A 16,963-nucleotide genomic window follows, 5' to 3' on the forward strand; every position below is an offset into this window, starting at 1 on the left:
TCGGTATGAAGCGATTCCTGCTCTCCGCGCTATTCATTGCCATCGTCCCCGTCGCACGAGCGGAGGAGCCGAAATCGTTCCCGGCCGCGAAGCACGGTGCGGGTGAGCTGAAGTTTGTGGAGAAGGTACCGGTCCTCGTCGTGAAGGGAAAACCGACGGAGATGGGCGAACAGTTCGGTAAGCTCGCGGTCGCGAACGCGCCGGATCTCACTAAGCTTCACGCACAGTTTCTCGAAGACGCGGGTCAAACGAAAAAGTACCCGTTCATCGAGATCATGGCGAAGCGACTCAAGCAGAGTTTCCCTCCGCACATCGTGACCGAACTCGAAGCGGTCGCGAAGGCGTCCGGGCGCACGGAAGGGTTCCTGCTGTTCGCAAACACCGTCGCGGACCTCACGAGTGGGATGGGGTGCTCGACGGTCATCGTGGAAAAGGACCGGAGCAAAACCGGTTCGCCGATCTTCGGCCGCAACTTCGATTGGGTACCCACGAAGGGGATCACCGAACACACGCTCGTCGTCGTCTACAAGGGCGAGGGCAAGCGCGCGTTCGCTGCGGTTACGGTCGCCCCGATCGAGGGCGTGATTAGCGGCATGAACGACGCGGGGTTGTGCGTCACGATCAACGAAATCAGCATTAAACAGAGCAAAGACACCCCGGAATTCAACTGGAAGGGTACGCCGCTGCTCCTGAGCTTCCGTCGCGTGTTGGAAGAGTGCGGGACAGTTGCCGAGGCCGAAAAGCTCCTTAGGAACATGCCCCGCACCTCGACCTGTTGCATGACGATCTGCGACAAGACCGGCGGCGCGGTGTTCGAGATGACACCGAAGAACCTGGAAGTTCGCACCCACGAGAACGGCGTGTGCTGCTGCACGAATCACTTCCGCAGCGAAAAATTGTGTGTGGACAACAAGTGTGAGCGGTACGACGCGCTTCTGCCCCTTCAAAAGAAGGACGCACCGAAGTTGGGTGTGAAGGATGTGTTCACGGAACTGGCCAAGGTGCAACAGGGGACGCACACGCTCCAGTGCATGGTGTTCGAGCCGGCCGACCGCGTCCTTCACCTCGCCTACGGCACCGGTCCCGCAACAAAGCTCCCTCCAACGAAGTTGGAACTGGGCAAGATCTTTGACGAAAAGTGATTGAAATCAGATCGCACAATCCAGAGGCACGGAGTTTCGGCCCTGTGCCTCTGTGATCGACACCTCTCGTAAGGTGCCCCATGCCGACCGGTACACTTCACAGTCTGCTCGCGGCATTCGATCCCGACGTGCCACTGGAGCGCGGGAGCACGATCCCAAACACTTGGTACACGTCGCCGGAAGTGTACGCCCTCGAACGTGACCTCGTGTTCGCACGCAGTTGGCAGATGGTGGGTTTACGGGAGCGGGTCGCGAAACCGGGGCAGTTTCTCACAGCGGACATTGCGGGCGAACCGGTGCTCGTGGTTCGAGGAGAAGACGGTGTGTTGCGCGCGTTCTTCAACGTGTGCCGACACCGAGCCGCTCGGCTTTGCACCGACGAGTGCGGTACAACGACAAAACTCCGGTGCCACTACCACGGCTGGACCTACGACCTGAGTGGAAATCTCCGCGGCGTGCCAGAATTTGATGGCGTTCAAAACTTTCGCCGCGAGGACAATGGCCTTCCACCCATTGCTGTTGAGGAGTGGGGGGCGTTCGTCTGGGTCCATCTCACGGAACCGCGCGAACCGTTGATGGAGTTCCTGGGTCCGTTAACCGCATGGGCCGAATCGCAGCAGGTATTTAGTGGACTGAAATGGTACGCGCGGAAGAGTTACGACCTCGCGTGTAACTGGAAGGTGTATGCCGACAACTATCTCGACGGCGGCTACCACGTGAACACGGTACACCCGGCGTTGGCGGGATCGCTCGATTACACAAAATATCGCAGCACCTGCGACAGGAACGCGGTCCTGCAAAGTGCCCCGACCAAACCCGCGGACGGTGACGCGGGTCGCACGCGAACCGGCGACGCGGCTTACTGGTGGCTGTATCCGAACTTCATGCTGAATTCTTACGAGGGTGTGCTAGATACCAATTTGGTTCTGCCACTCGGTGTGGATCGGTGCCGCGTGGTTTTCGACTTCTACTTTGCCGAATCACTGCCGGACGATTTCAAACGGCAAAGTATCGAGGTCGCGGAGCAGGTACAGATCGAAGACATCGGCGTGTGCGAAGAGGTCCAGCGGAACCTGCACAGCCGCAGTTTCAAGACCGGGCGGTTCAGTGTGAAGCGCGAGAACGGTGCCCATCACTTTCACACGAAATTGGGGCGCGTGCTGCAACAACACAGCAGCCCACCGGTATAAGCAGGCTCTGAGTACGGGCAGCACACTGTCGATTCGCCCATCAGATAGGAATCGCCCACACGGTCGGCTCGTGCCGACCGTTCGCCACTTTGGGCGCCGACTGGCACCAGTTGGCCGCCACATACGGAGGTTTTCGGTGTCCGACCCGAATGCGGCCCAGTTTCGGTCCGGCTTGGCTTACGGCCTGGTCGCGTACCTGTGGTGGGGAATGGTGCCGCTGTACTTCGCCGCGCTCGCGAAATTCGGGGTACCCGCCTGGGAAATCCTCGCGCATCGGATCGCGTGGTCGCTGCCGATCATGTTCCTGCTGACGATGTTGGCCGCTGGCTGGAGTGATGTCTTTCGCGTCCTGCGCTCGCGAAAGTTGGTTCTTACACTCCTCGGGTCCGCGCTGTTCCTCGCGCTCAACTGGCTCATTTACATCTACGCGACCGTGACCGGGCGCGTGGTTGATGCGAGCCTCGGGTATTACATCCTCCCGCTCGTGAACGCGGCGTTCGCCACGGTCTATCTCAAAGAGCGCCTCCGCCCCGCGCACTACCCTGCCCTCGCGCTCGTCCTCGTTGGTGTCGCGATCCCGTGCGTCGCGGTGGGCTATTTACCGTGGATCGCGGTCGCGCTGCCGATCACGTTCGGCGTTTACGGGCTGATGCGGAAGCAAGCCCCCGTCGAAAGCATGACGGGCTTAACGATCGAAACGCTCCTGATGCTCCCGGTATCACTCGGGTTCCTGATTTACCTCTCGGTTCGCGGTGAAAACCACATGTCCGCGAATGATTGGGGGCTGAACGCTCTTATCGCGTTCAGCGGTATCGTGACCGTGGTCCCGCTGCTCACCTACACTCTTTCGCTCCGCCGGCTGCCGCTCCTCGCGGTCAGCTTCATTCAGTTCCTCTCACCGACCGCGCAAATGCTGATCGCGATCTTCTGGCTCGGCGAGAAGCACCGGCTCACCCCGGAAAACATCGCCGCGTTCGCGTGCGTGTGGGCCGCCATCGGCATCTTCATCGTGGACGCGGTACTGCAAGTCCGACAAAAGCGCCGACGCGACCCGCTTCGCGGTTCCCCCGCGATGACTGTTACACCAAAATTCGGTGTACTTCCGTCTGCGGTTCCCCGCCGGTGACGTGTACCTTGCCGTCCTTGTCGATGTACACATCCACCTCGCTCCGCACGCCGAACTCGGGGAGATAGATCCCCGGTTCGATGCTGAAGCAAGTCCGCGGAATGATGCGCCGGTCCTCACGCGTTTCGAGCCCGTCGATGTGCGCCCCGTTGCCGTGAACTTCCTGGCCGATGTTGTGCCCGGTACGGTGCGTGTAGAACTCCCCGTACCCGGCGCTTTCGATCACGGCCCGGGTCGCGTTGTCCACTTCCCAGCCCAGGAGCGGCTTCCCGCTCGCGAAGGTGTCCTTCACTTTCTTGATCCCCGCGTCCCGTGCCGCGGCCACGATGTTGAAGATTTTCGTGTACTGCTCCGGCACCGTCTCACCCACATACGCGGTGCGGGTGTAGTCCGCGTACACCGAGCGCGGGCGGTTCATCTTCGCCCACAGGTCGATCAGCACCCACGAGCCGCGCTGGATCGGGACGTCTGTCTCGGGGGCCGTATCGAAGTGCGGATCGCCGCTGTGCGGCCCGACGCCCACGATCGGCGGGCTGTACGTCGTCATGCCGTTGTCCGCGAAGTGCTTCATGATGCGGGCCTGAACCGCCGTTTCCAGCACGCCGCCCTTCGCCTTAATTTCACTCGCGATGAAATTGAACGCGACGTCGTAGGCTTCGCGGCACAGCTTCGCGGCCTCGAAGTGCGATTTCTCCTGATCGTCGTCCCAAACGGCCTCGAACTGTTGGATCAGATCCCCCGACGCCGCGACCGTGCAGCCGAACGACTTCACGAGTTCGATGGTGCCCGCGTCGACTCGCCCGATGTAGGGGTTCGCGTTGCGTTCGCTGTACTCCATCGCGACGAGCTTCGCCCCGCTTACGAGTGCCCCGACCCCGGCTTCGAGATCCTGCCACTTGCGGTACACGGTCTTGTTCGCGCCGGGCAGGTGGTCGAGCGAACTCGGCTCGATGGCGTGAACGAGCTTCTTGGGCTCGCCGGTCGCGGGGACGAAGTAAAACCACCGGCGCGACAACTTGGGACCGACGCCCGCGACGCGCTGGGCGAGGACGTTCAGCCCGCGGAAATCGTACAGCAGCCAGCCATCAAAACCGGCTTCGCGGATCGCGGACTGAACGGCGGATAAATCGAACATGGTATCGTGGCTCCTGGCGCACTGCGTTGAGTCGCGGCTAACCTAGCGTTTCCCCTTGCGACCGCCACCGGCATCGGGATAATCAACTACTCCCCGGCCCTCCCAGACCCGCACTCGCCACCCAATGCGATACCGTCAGCTCCTCCTCGCGCTCGCCGCGTTCCTCCCTGCGCAATCCGCCCGCGGGATCGAACCCGCGGACCTGAAACCCGGACTCGTCGCCACGTTCAGTTCCCCCGCGAACGCCCCGGGAACGAAGGCCGCGGCCGTTACTCGACTCGAACCGACGGTCGCGTTCGCACTCAACGCGGGCGAATCCGCTCACCCCAAATTGGGGGTCACTGCGGTCACGGAGTGGACCGGATACATCAACATCACGCGCACGGGGAAGTACACGTTTTCGGCCCTGGTTCGCGGGGGCGCCCTAACGGTGAAAGTAGGCGGGAAGCAAGTCGCTTCCGCCGGTCCGCAAGGAACTACCGAAGACGTCGTGAACCTGGAAGGCGGGGTTCAAACGTTTGAAGCGCGGTTCGTGCGCGGAAACGAACCAACGGCCCGCGTCGAACTGTTCTGGCAGGGAGCCGGGTTCATTAAAGAACCGCTCCCGAACCAGTTCCTCGGTCACCTGGCGAAAGACCGGCCCAAGCACTTCACGTCCGACGCGGCACTCGAACATGGGCGCTTCAAGTTCGAGGAACTCGGGTGCGTGAAGTGCCACCGCCCGAGTGCCGACGACAAGATGGCCCGGGGACTTGTCGAGCACACAGGACCGAACCTGACCGAAATCGCCAATCGCGCATACCCGGGGTGGATCTACACTTGGCTCGAAGACCCCACGAAGCTCCGCACACACACGACGATGCCGAAGACCTTCAGCAAGGACGCCACCGGTGCCGCGGAGCGCTTCGCCGTCACGCAATACCTGATCTCGCTCGCGGGGAAACCGCTCGACGTTTACAAGCTGCCGACCATCCCTTCGGACCAAATCAAACAGAGCATGGACCGCGGGCGCGTGTTGTACAGCGTGGCCGGTTGCGCGGCCTGCCACTCGGACCCGCTCCCCAAGAAGAAAAAAGACGACGACGAAGAGAAAGAGCCACTCGCCCCGATCGATTTCGTATACGGCCTCGGAACGCTGAGTGGCCCCACTCCCAAATACAGTCTCGGCGGATTGGGCAGCAAGACGCGCCCGGAAGCACTGGCGGCGTACCTTGTGAACCCGCTGAAAACGAACCCGCACGGGCGCATGCCGAACATGAACCTCAACGCGGGCGAGGCTATCGACCTCGCGCGGTACTTGTGCCGCGTGCCGGACGAAAACGTGACGCCCGAGATGCCCGAACCCGAGTCCACACCCATCGTCCTTCTTCCGACCGTATTTCCAAAGCTCACCGCCGAAGAGCAGAAGCGGTTCGCACGACTCAAACCGCAAGCCCAGTGGGTTGAACTGGGCGCACAACTCGCGCTCACGAAGGGCTGCGTGAACTGCCACAGCATCGAGCAAAACGGCAAGCCGATCCAGCCGCTGCAAACAGATGCGGTGCCCGCACTCGATCAGATCAAAAAAGCGAGCGCGAAGGGCTGCCTCGCCGAAAAGCCCAATGCGACAAAAGCGCCCGCCTACAAACTCGACCCGAAAGAACGCGAGGACATTGCGGCGTTCGTCCGGGCCGGTCTTGAGGGCGACGGCGCGCCGGCCCCTGCATTCCAGGCACGGGTTGCGCTCCGCAGATTCAACTGCCTCAACTGCCACCAGCGCGACGGAGAGGGCGGGATTCCGACCGAACTCGCCGATCAGATGCGTCAGCTTGAAAAGGCCGAGAACGCGGACGATGTGCGCCCGCCGATGCTCACCGGCGTCGGTCATAAAACGCGAACGAGTTGGCTGAAAGCGGTTCTCACTCAAAGCGGCCGGGCTCGGCCGTGGATGCAGCTCCGCATGCCGCAGTACGGCGAGCCGAACGTCGGGTTCCTACCCGAAGCGGTCGCAGCGCTCGAAGGCACGGTACCGGACGACAAGGTTCACGTCGTCGAACGCACCGCGGCCAAGGTCGCGGCCGGGCGCGAAATCATCGGCAAAGGCGGGCTGGGGTGTATTTCGTGTCACGACATCGGCGGGTACACGAACACCGGGACGCGCGGCCCGAACCTCGCCACGATCGACCAGCGCGTGCGCTACGAGTGGTACGAGCGCTGGCTCAGCCAGCCCCTCCGGATGGCGCCGGGAACTCGGATGCCGCAAGCGTTCGTGGACGGCAAATCCACGCTCACAACGATGCTTAACGCCAGCCCGCACTTGCAGGGTGAAGCAATGTGGGCGTATCTCGCACTCGGGCCGGATCTGCCGCTGCCGGACGGCCTCGAACCCCCGCGGGGCGTGGTGGTCGCGGTCAAGGATCGGCCGGAAGTGCTCCGCACGTTCATGCCGGACGCGGGCAGTAAGGCTGTCGCGGTGGGGTACCCGGGTTACGTGTCGGTCGCGTTCAGCGCGGACCAGTGCCGCACCGCGTATGCGTGGGGCGGGAACTTCCTTGATGCGTCCCCGGTGTGGGCGAATCGCGGGGGTAACCCGGCAAAACTGCTCGGCCAGAAGTTCTGGGCCGCCCCACCCGGCCATCCGTGGGGGCTAACGAAAATCGGTACAGCACCGCCGGATTTTCTCGCTCGCGCGAACAACCCCGCGTTCGGATTGCCCATGCCGCTCGAACCGGCCCGTATCTACGACGGCCCAATGGCGGTGAAGTTCGATGGCTACAGCCTCGATAAAGACGGCAAACCGACGTTCCGTTACCGGCTTGACGAGACGCTGAAAGGGCAACCGGAACTCGCCGTGGCCGAAACGCCGGTACCGCTCAAGGGATCGGTGGCCACGGGACTCGGTCGCAAGTTCGAGTTGGTGATTCCGGGCGGTTCCCAGGCGTGGTTCCTTGCAGGGGTAACCAACACAAGTCCGCGCCTCTACGACGCAACCGGAAAGGCGATCACGCTCGACCTGAAGGCCGAAAAAGTGACCGCTCCCGCAACGGCCCGCGTGATCCTCTCTGCGGACGGTCGGGCTACACTCGTTGATGCTGCCGGCGCGCCGGATGGGAGTTCGTGGCGCTTCGTGCCGACCAAGAACGGCGGGTGGCTCGCAGTGTTAGAGCTCCCCAGTGAGAAGGACGAGAAGATCGTGAGATTCGCGCTGAACCTGTGGGCACTCCCGAAGGACGACGATACGATTTTAAAGGAACTGTTTGGGCGATAAGCAGTAGCACTCCTCTCCCCGCGCACGTAGTCTGTTCTGCGGCGACCCCGGCGGGGTCGCCGTTTCACTTCAGGTTATACTCATGATCGCGCCTGCGCCGGGCTCAACAACCACCGCTGATTCGGACGCCAATACCGCTCCACCCGAAATCGCCCTTCCCCCAACACCGAAAACGTGGCGGCTCGCGATCCTGGGAGCGATCCTGCTAATTGGCGCGCTCGCTTACGTCGGTCGGAACGCAGTGGCGAACCAACCCGAGATCGCGTACCGCGTTCAAGCGGGTTGCGGTGTACTGTGTTTCCTCGGCCTCGCGGCACTCTTCTCGAACAGCCTGCAATCGGTTAGTCGCAAGACGCTCCTGTGGGGCATCGGGTTACAGTTCGCACTGGCCGTCGCGGTCATTCATTCGGAAGCCGTCCGCGAGGTGTTCAAAGCCGTCGGAGTCGGGATCAACGCCCTCATTACCGCATCCGACAAGGGAGCGGAGTTCGTGTTCGGCAACCTCGCCCGCCCCGATCACATGAGGAACGTGTTTGGGGAAAAGGATTTCTTGTTCTGCTTCGCGTTCAAGGCACTCCCGCCGATCATCTTCATCTCGTCGCTCTTCAGCGTGCTGTACTACCTCGGGGTGCTTCAGCTCTTCGTGAGGGCGATGGCGCGAGTCATGATGTACCTGATGGGTACGAGCGGTGCTGAAACCCTGTCGGTTTCGGCAAACGTGTTCATGGGCCAGACCGAAGCGCCGCTGATCGTGAAACCGTTCATCCCGCGCATGACGCGATCCGAACTACTCGCGCTGATGGCGAGCGGGATGGCACACATCTCCGGCGGAATGATGGCGATCTACATTTCCGTGTACGGTGCCGATCCGGTTTCGATTCTCTGCACCTGCGTGATGGCGTGCCCGTGCAGTCTGTACCTCACGAAACTGGTGTACCCGGAATCGAGTACGCCAGTGACTGCGGGCGCGGCGCCGATCACCGTCGAAACACACTACGTGAACGCGATCGACGCTGCCGCCGTCGGGGTGAAAGACGGTCTGGCCCTCGCGATGAACGTGGCCGCGATGCTCATCGCGTTCATCGCGTTCATCGCACTGTTCGACATCATCCTCGGCGGAATTTACACCGGACTCACTCTCGAGAAAATCTTCGGTTGGGTGTTTGCGCCGGTCGCGTTCCTGCTCGGCATCGATCCAAGTGAGTGCGACAAAGTGGGGGCGCTGCTCGGTATCAAACTCGCCGCGAACGAACACGTCGCGTACTTAACGCTGGCCGGGAAGCTACCGAACTCGGGCCAATACGCAGAACTCTCACCGCGATCAAAGATCCTGGCCGTATACGCGCTGACGGGGTTCGCCAACTTCGCGTCGGTGGGTATTCAGCTCGGCGGGATCGGCGCGATGGCCCCGGGGCGCCGGGCCGATCTCGCAAAGCTGGGGATGAAGGCGCTGTTCATCGGCTTCCTCGCGACGCTCATCAACGCGGCCGTCGCCGGAATGCTGATGAGCACAAGTTGAGACACAAAATGGCCGAAACCTGACTCGCTGGCGCTAACCGTTGTTAGCGCGCAGAGCACGCCCGTCGGACTATGGAGGTACGCGCGAAAATCACGCCGTTGGCCGTCGAGCAAGTGTTCCTTTGCAGCAAATCAGCCCTGGAACTAACTCTAAGCGAGAGGCAACGTGTTGGTGGATCGAGTGTTCGAGCATAGCCCGCGAGCTACACGAAACCTTCACGAAACCCGGGCTGTTCGCAGGTGCCGGCAACGATAAGTTGTGCGCACACTGGCCCCGATCCGTCCCCACGGAGATACCTGATGTCCCGGTACTTTGCCTTCGCCGTGTTGGTGTTCGCGCTTCCTTTCTTTAGCGGGTGCGGCGGGTGCGGTGGCGGGCAACCGGCTCAACGGGTCAGTGGCGGCGGCGCCACGTTCGTGAACCCGATCATGCAAAAGTGGTCGGGCGAGTACAAAACGGCCAAGAACGTCGAGATCGACTACGTCTCGAAGGGGTCGGGGTACGGTGTCGAGCAGATGACCGCAAAGACCAAGGACTTCGGGTGCTCGGACGCCCCGCTAACGAAAGAGCAACTCGCCACCGCAAAGGAAAAGGGCGGCGACGTGGTCCACATCCCGCTGACGATGGGCGCGGTCGCGGTGGTCTACAACGTGCCGGAAATTAGCGGAAAAGAATTGAAACTGACTGGAGACGTGCTGGCCGACATCTACCGCCGCGACCCGAGCGTGCAGAAGTGGAACGCCAAGCGGATCGCCGACCTGAACCCCGGCCTGTCGCTCCCGGACAAGGACATCGTGGTGGTCGCACGGGCCGAAAAGAGCGGAACCTCGAACATCTTCTCCGAATACCTCTCGAAGACCAGCGGCGGCAAGATTAAGGCGAGCACCAAACCGGACTGGGTCCAGGGCGTCGTCGGGCAAGAGGGCAACGACGGCGTGGCCGGGTTCGTTAAGGGCAACGCGGGCACCATCGGGTACGTCGAGTTGCTGTTCGCCCGGAAGAACGAACTGCCGACCGCGAAGCTGAAAAACAAGGCCGGCGAGTGGGTCGGTGCAGAGGCCGACGGTGTGACCGCGGCGGCGGCCGAGGCGATCAAGTCGAAGCCGGACAAGGAGCCGTACTCGCTGCACGACCTCACGTACTCGCTGACCGACACCGCGGGCGCGAAGTCGTACCCGATCTCCGGGATCAGCTACGCGATCCTGTTCGCCAAGCTGCCCAAAGACACCGGGCCGACCATCGTCGACTTCCTGAAGTGGGCGACGACCGACGGGCAGAAGTTCGCCAAGGACATGGATTACGCCCCGCTCCCCGAAGAGTTGAGCAAGAAGATCCAGGAGAAGCTCGGCCAAGTGACGTTTGAGTAACCGGCCGACGTCCCCGCTCACCATTCGCCCGGGGTGAACTTCGCCCCGGCGCCCTTCGGCTGCAAGTCCGGACCCCGAGCAAAGCCCACATGACCGCACACCAATCGCACCCACCGTCCCGCGGCGACTTCGTGTTCCGCTGGCTGTGTCAGTCCGCCGGCGGGTTCGTGCTCTCGGTCGCCGCGGCGCTGATCGCCGTTCTCGTGTACAAGGCGTGGCCGGTACTGTCCGAACCGGGCAAGTACCGGCTGCTCACGAGCACCAAGTGGTTCCCGGACGGCAACGAGTACGGGGCGCTGGTGTTCATCTATGGCACGGTCGTCACGTCTCTGATCGCGATGCTGATCGCGGTACCGCTCGGGGTCGGCGCCGCCGCTTACCTTTCGGAACTGGCACCGCCGCGGGTACGGAAGGTGTGCGCGTTCCTCCTTGAACTCCTCGCGGCGATTCCGAGCGTCGTATACGGGTTCTGGGGCCGCGAGTTCTTGGCGAAACAAGGGCTCGCGCCGTTCTTCGATGCGCTGGGTTTACCGAACGTCGCGTCCGGCCAGGGGATTCTGGCAGCCGGGCTGGTGCTGTCGGTCATGATCCTGCCGTACATCACCGCGGTCAGCTTCGACGTTATGCAGGCGGTCCCGCGGTCGCAGCGCGAGGGTTCGCTCGCTCTCGGTTCAACGCGGTGGCAAACGATCTGGCGCGTCGTGCTGCCCTACGCCCGTCCCGGTGTGATTGCCGCGTGCTTCCTCGCACTCGGGCGCGCGATCGGGGAAACGATGGCCGTCACAATGGTGATTGCCAACTCGCAGTACCTCGATTTCCGGCTGAACGGGACCGGCGACACGATCCCCAGCGTAATCGCCAAGGAACTGTTTGAAGCCCCACCCGGTGTTAAACAAGGGGCACTCGTCGCCCTCGGGTTACTGCTTCTGGGCATCACACTCGTGATGAATTTTTCGGCCCGAATCGTGGTCCGGTGGATGTCGAAGCCCCACGCCCACCGCAACCGGTCGATCGAACTGGCCGAGGGCCAAATCGGGCAACCGGCTCGCACCGCGGAAGAACTCACCGCCAGCCGCGCGAAGGCCCAGCGCTCGGACCGTGTCATGCGAGGGGTGCTGGCGCTGTGTCAGTTACTGACCGTGATCCCGCTGTTCCTGATCCTCGGGTACATCACCGTGCGCGGGGCCGGGGGCGTGAGCTGGGACTTCTTCACGAAGTTGCCCAATGATAGTTCCGGACGCGGACTCGCCCACGCACTTTACGGGAGCTGCATCCTCGTGGGGCTCGCGACCGCGTTCGCGGTGCCGGTGGGCGTGCTGGCCGCGGTGTTTCTCGCCGAGTACCGGAACAACCGACTCGTCGCGCCGCTCCGGTTCGTGGCCGAAACGCTCGGCGCGGTGCCGTCGATCGTGATCGGGATCTTCGGATACGCGATGTTCGTGTACCCGGTGTGGATGAACACCTCGCGCGGCCAGTTCTCCGGTTGGGCCGGGGCATTCGCGCTGGGCGTGATGATGCTCCCGGTCGTGATCCGGGCCACGGAAGAAGCGCTGCGGCTGGTACCGAACAGTTTGCGGGAAGCGAGTTACGCGCTCGGCGCGAGCCGGTGGCAGACGGTAGTGAAGGTGCTCCTCCCGGCCGCACTTCCGGCAATCGTCACCGGGGTGTTCCTCGCGGTCGGGCGCATCGCGGGTGAAACGGCGCCGCTCATTCTGACCGCGGGCGGGTCGCAGTACATGCCCCGGACCCCGTCGGATTCGACCCCGTTCCTCCCGTTCTACATCTACGATTTCGCGAAGTACGCGCCGGGGTCGCCGGAGATCCAGCTCGCGTGGACCGCGGCATTTGTACTCGTGACGGTCGTGATGCTCCTCAACATCGGCGTGCGGATGCTGTCGGGCAAACGGGTCGTGGCCGCGGCGCGAGCCGATTGAGGACCGTACCGGTCATTTGCCAACGGGATAAAGTGCGAGCCGCATCGAATTCGCCAGCACCGCGATGGTGCCGATACTCATCGCCGCGGTGCTCCAAACGGAGTTGATGAGTCCACCACCGACCGGAACCAACACGCCTGCCGCGATCGGGATCGCGAACACATTAAAAGCGAACGCGAGGATCAGGTTCCTGCGGATCGTTCGTACTGTTGCCCGGCTCAGCTCCCGCGCGGTCCCGAGTGCGCGAAGGTCCGAGCGCACCAGAGTCACACCGGCGGTACTAATCGCGGTTCGCGCGCCGCTCGCGAGTGTTACTCCTACGTCCGCAGCGACGAGGGCTGGAGCATCATTGATCCCGTCGCCACACATCGCCACCACGCGCCCCTCGCCTTTCAGTTTCTGTACGATGGCGAACTTCTCGACCGGGAGCGCGTCCGCCACAACTTCCTCCAGTCCCATCGTTTGGGCAACTCCGTCCGCGGTTTCGGCGTGGTCCCCGGTGACCAATAACAGCCTCATTCCGGCGGCCCGAAGGTTCTCAACGGCCTCGACAGCACTGGGGCGGAGTGAGTCGGCGAAAACGATCAGCCCCGCGCACCGCCGCCCCGCGCCCACGAACACGACGACGTGCCCGCGCTGGCGGTGCGTCCCGGCCTCGCCGAGCATCAGATCGCTGTGGGCACCGGACTCCTGGATGAACCCGAGCCGCCCGACCGACACTTGCTCCCCGGCGACGGACCCGCGAACGCCCTTCCCAAGCACGCCCACCACGTCCGCGGCCGGAACCAGTTCGAGCTTGCGGTTCACGGCCTCCCAAACGATTGCCAGTCCCAACGGGTGCTCGGTCCCGCGCTCGACCGCGGCCGCAAGTCCCAGAACCTGACCCGCCGAGAGACCGATGTTCGGAACGACTTCGACCAAGCGCGGTTTGCCCTCGGTCAGCGTTCCCGTCTTATCGAACACCACGGTGTCGACGGCGCCGAGCCGCTCCAGCGCCGCGGCGTCGCGGAACAGAACCCCGGCGCGCGTGGCCCGGCGCATGCCGAGCACAACGGCCACGGAACCCGCCAGCCCCGCCGCACACGGACACGCCACAACGAGCACACCGACCGCACAGACGGTCGCGTAGGTCAGAGCCGCACCCGCGGGGCCGAAACTGGCCCACCCGACGAACGTGATGAAGGCGACTCCGAGCACGGTCGGGACGTACCACGCCACGAGCCGGTCCGTTGCGCGCTGGAACGCAGCATGGCGCTGTTGCGCCCGGCCGATTAGCCCCAAAACCTGATCGAGGACCGTATCGTGACCGGCACGGGTGGCCTCAACGGTGAGCGGGCGCAGGCCGTTTTCGCTCCCGGCGAGCACGTGCCCGCCCGGTCCCCGCTCCGCGCGCGTCGACTCGCCCGTGAGCATCGATTCGTCGATCGTGGAGATCCCTTCCCGGATGACACCGTCCACGGGGACGCGCTCGTGGGCACGGACCCGCACGAGATCACCCGGGCGCACGAGTTGGACGTCCCGTTCCTCTTCGGCTCCGTCGGGGAGTAGGAGCCGGGCGGTTCTCGATGCCAGTGGAGTGAGTTGCTGGAGCGCGGCCGTCGCACGGTCACGGGCGCGTAGCTCTAACGCCCGAGCCACGAGCGCGAGAAGAACGATCATCCCCGTACTCTCGAAGAACGGATCGACCGTTCCGTGCTGAGTCGGGGCAACAGCTTGAACTCCGCCCTCCAGTTCGGGGCGGAGTTCTGTGGTGTTTGGTCTCGCTTGCAGCGGTTGTGCGCCGGACCAGGCGTACACAACGGCAACTGAGCTGTAGACGAACGCGGCCCCGGTGCTTAGTCCCAGAAGAGTATCGAGGGTGAGTTGGCGGGTTCGGATCGATCGCCACGCGCGCCGAAAGATCGGTGCGGCACACACAAACACTAGCGGGGTACACAAACCCGCTTGGAGGAGTAGGAACTCGCGCTCACCCAGCGCCGCGGATACCGGCCTTCCCGGGCTAATTGCGTTGAATACCCCGAGGGCCACAAGTGGCACCCCGAGCACGAAGCCCAACCACAGTAGGCGAGTGAGGGTGCGCCGCTCCCGGGTGGAGAGGTCCGGTTCCGCGGGCAACGCGCTGCGTTCGAGTGCGGCCCCACAGTTCGGACAGTCGCCGGACCGCTCGCTGGTGCTTACACGGCACGCACGGCAACCCCAGAGTGCCGGGGCAAGTGCCCCGGTCGGTGGCGTTTCGTTGTCCATCGGAGATCACGCGGGCGTTGGGAAGTGTGAGCGACGGGCGCCGCTCGTGTCCCGATCCTACCCGGGCGAACGAGTCAATGACAAGAAAACACAATGAAAAAGACAGCCAGTCGTCCGAGTGAGGGCGAACAACCGGACCACCGGCCGGAGCGGAGATCACTTCAGATCGATGTCCGCGTCAGTCTTCCCTCCACTCGCAACGTCGATAGTCACAGAAGACTGGGCCGATCGGCGACCGGGCCGGACCGGAGCGTTTGCTTACGCTTACACCAGCCCCGGCTTAATTAGCGAGCTTCAACTCGATCGTTGCGGGGCCGCTCTTCGGCACCTCGAACTCGTTCGCCAAGTCGTTCTGCTGATACTTCTTGGGCACGGCCTGAAGCGCGGCTGGCGCCCCCTCGATGGCGAACGTGTATTTGCCCGGGTTGAGTTTCGCGGCGACCTGACCCTTCGCGTCGGTGCGCCCCCCGCCCTGGTTCTGGTTCGCGCTCGTGGGCAGCGCGAGAAGATTTAAGCCCTTCCCCGGTTGTCCGTCCGGCAGGAGAACGACGAGGGTCACGTCGACCGGTTCGGACTTTTGGGGCGGTGTGGACGAGCAGCCGGTGAGCACGGCGGCGAAGAAAACGCATACGGCCGCGATTCGGGAACGCATATTCGAGCTCCAATTGGCGTGCGGAAACGAAGACGGGCCGGCAAGCGGCCGGCCCGTGCGAAACTGTCTGAATGGGTCAGTCGAGGTTCACGATTTGGCCGTCGTCCGCACCAACGGTGAACTTCAACGTAGCGTAGTTGATCGAGTCGCGAACGAAGCGAACGCTCCCGTCGGCCATCACCACGTTGATGCCGCCCGTGTGGAAGCTGAACGGCTCGTCGTTCGGCCCGCAGTTGTTCGTCGACCACGGGCACCCTGTGGCGGCGGTGCCGCCGCCAATCGGGTTGGCGTAGTTGTTAATCTTGGCAGTCTTGTCGCCGGCCGCGAGGCTCGGTCCGGACACGCCGTTCGTTGCGGCGTCCGGGTCGGCCCACGCGAACACGCGGCGGGCACCACTGGCCGGCAGTGTCAGGGGATTGGCCGGGCTGTTCATGGCCGAGAACCGGGTGCTACCCGCACCGAACGTACTCACCGACGGGTGCGCGCGACCGGCGTCTTCCAGAAGCAAGAACGTGTTCGACGAGCCGTCCGGGATGCCGATGATCGTGCGCCCCTCACAGTTCATCGCCCCGTAAACGCGGTCAGCGACGCCGCCCCGGGTACCGAGGGTACCGTTGGCGGAGTTAGTGATAATGTCGCTCAGCGCGGCCGCCATGTAGTCGATCCCGCCGAGCTGGTTGACTGGGTCGCGGCCCTCGTTGCCGATCGGCGTGCTCGGGCACACGTAGGTCTTGATCTTGGTCTGGGCGGCGGTGAACCCGGACGGGAACGCGGGGTCATCGTAGGCGCGGCCGCGGGACGCGGTCGCGTGAAGGGTGGCGTTACGGTAGTTGCTGTCCGCGTAGTGGTTGTAGTTCGTGTCGAACAACTGATAGACGTTATTCTGCTCGATGTACGGCAGAATGAGCACCGACCACCCGTGGACGGTGTACGTGGTGCTGTTACCCGATTCGCACTGACCGACCGACGGCATCTTCCCGTAAGAGCTCTCGTAGTTGTGGATTGCCAACCCCATCTGCTTAAGGTTGTTCGAGCAGGTCATCCGCGCGGCGGCCTCGCGCACCTTCTGAACCGCGGGCAAGAGCAAGCCGATGAGGATGGCGATGATGGCGATCACAACCAGCAGTTCAATCAGCGTAAATGCCGACCGGCGACTCGCGGGAGGAGTCATGTACTGACCTCGGGTGTTCGGAAATAGGGACGCGGGCCGCAAACGACCCGGAGCAGCTCAAATAGTTGGTTGTGCAGCCCAGATTAGCCTAATAGCGGGGTCGAGAAAGTGTATGTCTGAATGTATGAAGTTACGGCGTAGAATTGACGTCACGAACGTGTGCAATCAGAGTAGAGTCAATTTGTATTGCACAAGGCACTGCACGCGAGACAGTGCCCGGTACCTCTACTCGGTGT

11 protein-coding genes are annotated in these 16,963 nt (G+C 63.2%); 7 read left to right on the forward strand and 4 right to left on the reverse strand.

The window, feature by feature from the left end:
* Nucleotides 1–5 precede the first annotated feature (5 nt).
* From VT84_RS20220 to rarD, 3 genes are all read left to right on the forward strand, one after another.
* Nucleotides 6–1,142, forward strand: coding sequence for a C45 family autoproteolytic acyltransferase/hydolase (locus VT84_RS20220; protein WP_082840774.1), 1,137 nt, complete (start codon nt 6–8; stop codon nt 1,140–1,142).
* An 80-nt stretch (nt 1,143–1,222) separates the two neighbouring features.
* The gene (locus tag VT84_RS20225) at nt 1,223–2,332 is read left to right on the forward strand and encodes an aromatic ring-hydroxylating oxygenase subunit alpha (RefSeq protein WP_082840775.1); all 1,110 of its coding nucleotides are present in this window, start codon (nt 1,223–1,225) and stop codon (nt 2,330–2,332) included.
* A 136-nt stretch (nt 2,333–2,468) separates the two neighbouring features.
* Nucleotides 2,469–3,458, forward strand: a complete 990-nt coding sequence (gene rarD, locus VT84_RS20230) for an EamA family transporter RarD (protein ID WP_082840776.1) — start codon at nt 2,469–2,471, stop codon at nt 3,456–3,458.
* On the opposite strand, the gene VT84_RS20235 is transcribed toward rarD, so the two are convergent.
* A complete protein-coding gene (locus VT84_RS20235) occupies nt 3,412–4,593 on the reverse strand; it encodes a M24 family metallopeptidase (RefSeq protein WP_082840777.1) in 1,182 nt (393 codons plus the stop codon). The two genes, rarD and VT84_RS20235, sit on opposite strands and share 47 nt — an antisense overlap.
* 124 nt (nt 4,594–4,717) lie before the next feature.
* On the opposite strand from VT84_RS20235, the gene VT84_RS20240 reads away from it, so the two are divergent.
* The 4 genes from VT84_RS20240 to pstC all read left to right on the forward strand — a co-directional run bounded on the left by VT84_RS20240 (nt 4,718) and on the right by pstC (nt 12,660).
* Nucleotides 4,718–7,840, forward strand: a complete 3,123-nt coding sequence (locus VT84_RS20240) for a c-type cytochrome (protein WP_082840778.1) — start codon at nt 4,718–4,720, stop codon at nt 7,838–7,840.
* A gap of 82 nt (nt 7,841–7,922) precedes the next feature.
* Nucleotides 7,923–9,359, forward strand: coding sequence for a NupC/NupG family nucleoside CNT transporter (locus tag VT84_RS20245; protein WP_082840779.1), 1,437 nt, complete (start codon nt 7,923–7,925; stop codon nt 9,357–9,359).
* Nucleotides 9,360–9,658: 299 nt separating this feature from the next.
* Nucleotides 9,659–10,726, forward strand: coding sequence for a phosphate ABC transporter substrate-binding protein PstS (gene pstS, locus VT84_RS20250; protein WP_082840780.1), 1,068 nt, complete (start codon nt 9,659–9,661; stop codon nt 10,724–10,726).
* A gap of 89 nt (nt 10,727–10,815) precedes the next feature.
* Nucleotides 10,816–12,660 carry a phosphate ABC transporter permease subunit PstC gene (gene pstC / locus VT84_RS20255; RefSeq protein ID WP_082840781.1) on the forward strand — a complete coding sequence of 615 codons (1,845 nt, stop codon included), beginning with the start codon at nt 10,816–10,818 and terminating at the stop codon, nt 12,658–12,660.
* Nucleotides 12,661–12,672: 12 nt separating this feature from the next.
* Here pstC and VT84_RS20260 read toward each other — a convergent pair whose 3' ends face one another.
* The 3 genes from VT84_RS20260 to VT84_RS20270 form a co-directional block, all read right to left on the reverse strand.
* The gene (locus tag VT84_RS20260; protein ID WP_082840782.1) at nt 12,673–14,904 is read right to left on the reverse strand and encodes a heavy metal translocating P-type ATPase; all 2,232 of its coding nucleotides are present in this window, start codon (nt 14,902–14,904) and stop codon (nt 12,673–12,675) included.
* A 280-nt stretch (nt 14,905–15,184) separates the two neighbouring features.
* Nucleotides 15,185–15,556: a hypothetical protein gene (locus tag VT84_RS20265; protein ID WP_052555186.1), complete on the reverse strand. Its 372-nt coding sequence runs from the start codon at nt 15,554–15,556 to the stop codon at nt 15,185–15,187.
* Nucleotides 15,557–15,632: 76 nt separating this feature from the next.
* Nucleotides 15,633–16,727, reverse strand: coding sequence for a DUF1559 domain-containing protein (locus VT84_RS20270; protein WP_052555189.1), 1,095 nt, complete (start codon nt 16,725–16,727; stop codon nt 15,633–15,635).
* Between the last annotated feature and the right edge of the window lie 236 nt (nt 16,728–16,963).

The sequence above is a fragment of the Gemmata sp. SH-PL17 genome (genome assembly GCF_001610855.1).
In the GTDB taxonomy this organism is placed as follows: Bacteria; Planctomycetota; Planctomycetia; order Gemmatales; family Gemmataceae; genus Gemmata; species Gemmata massiliana.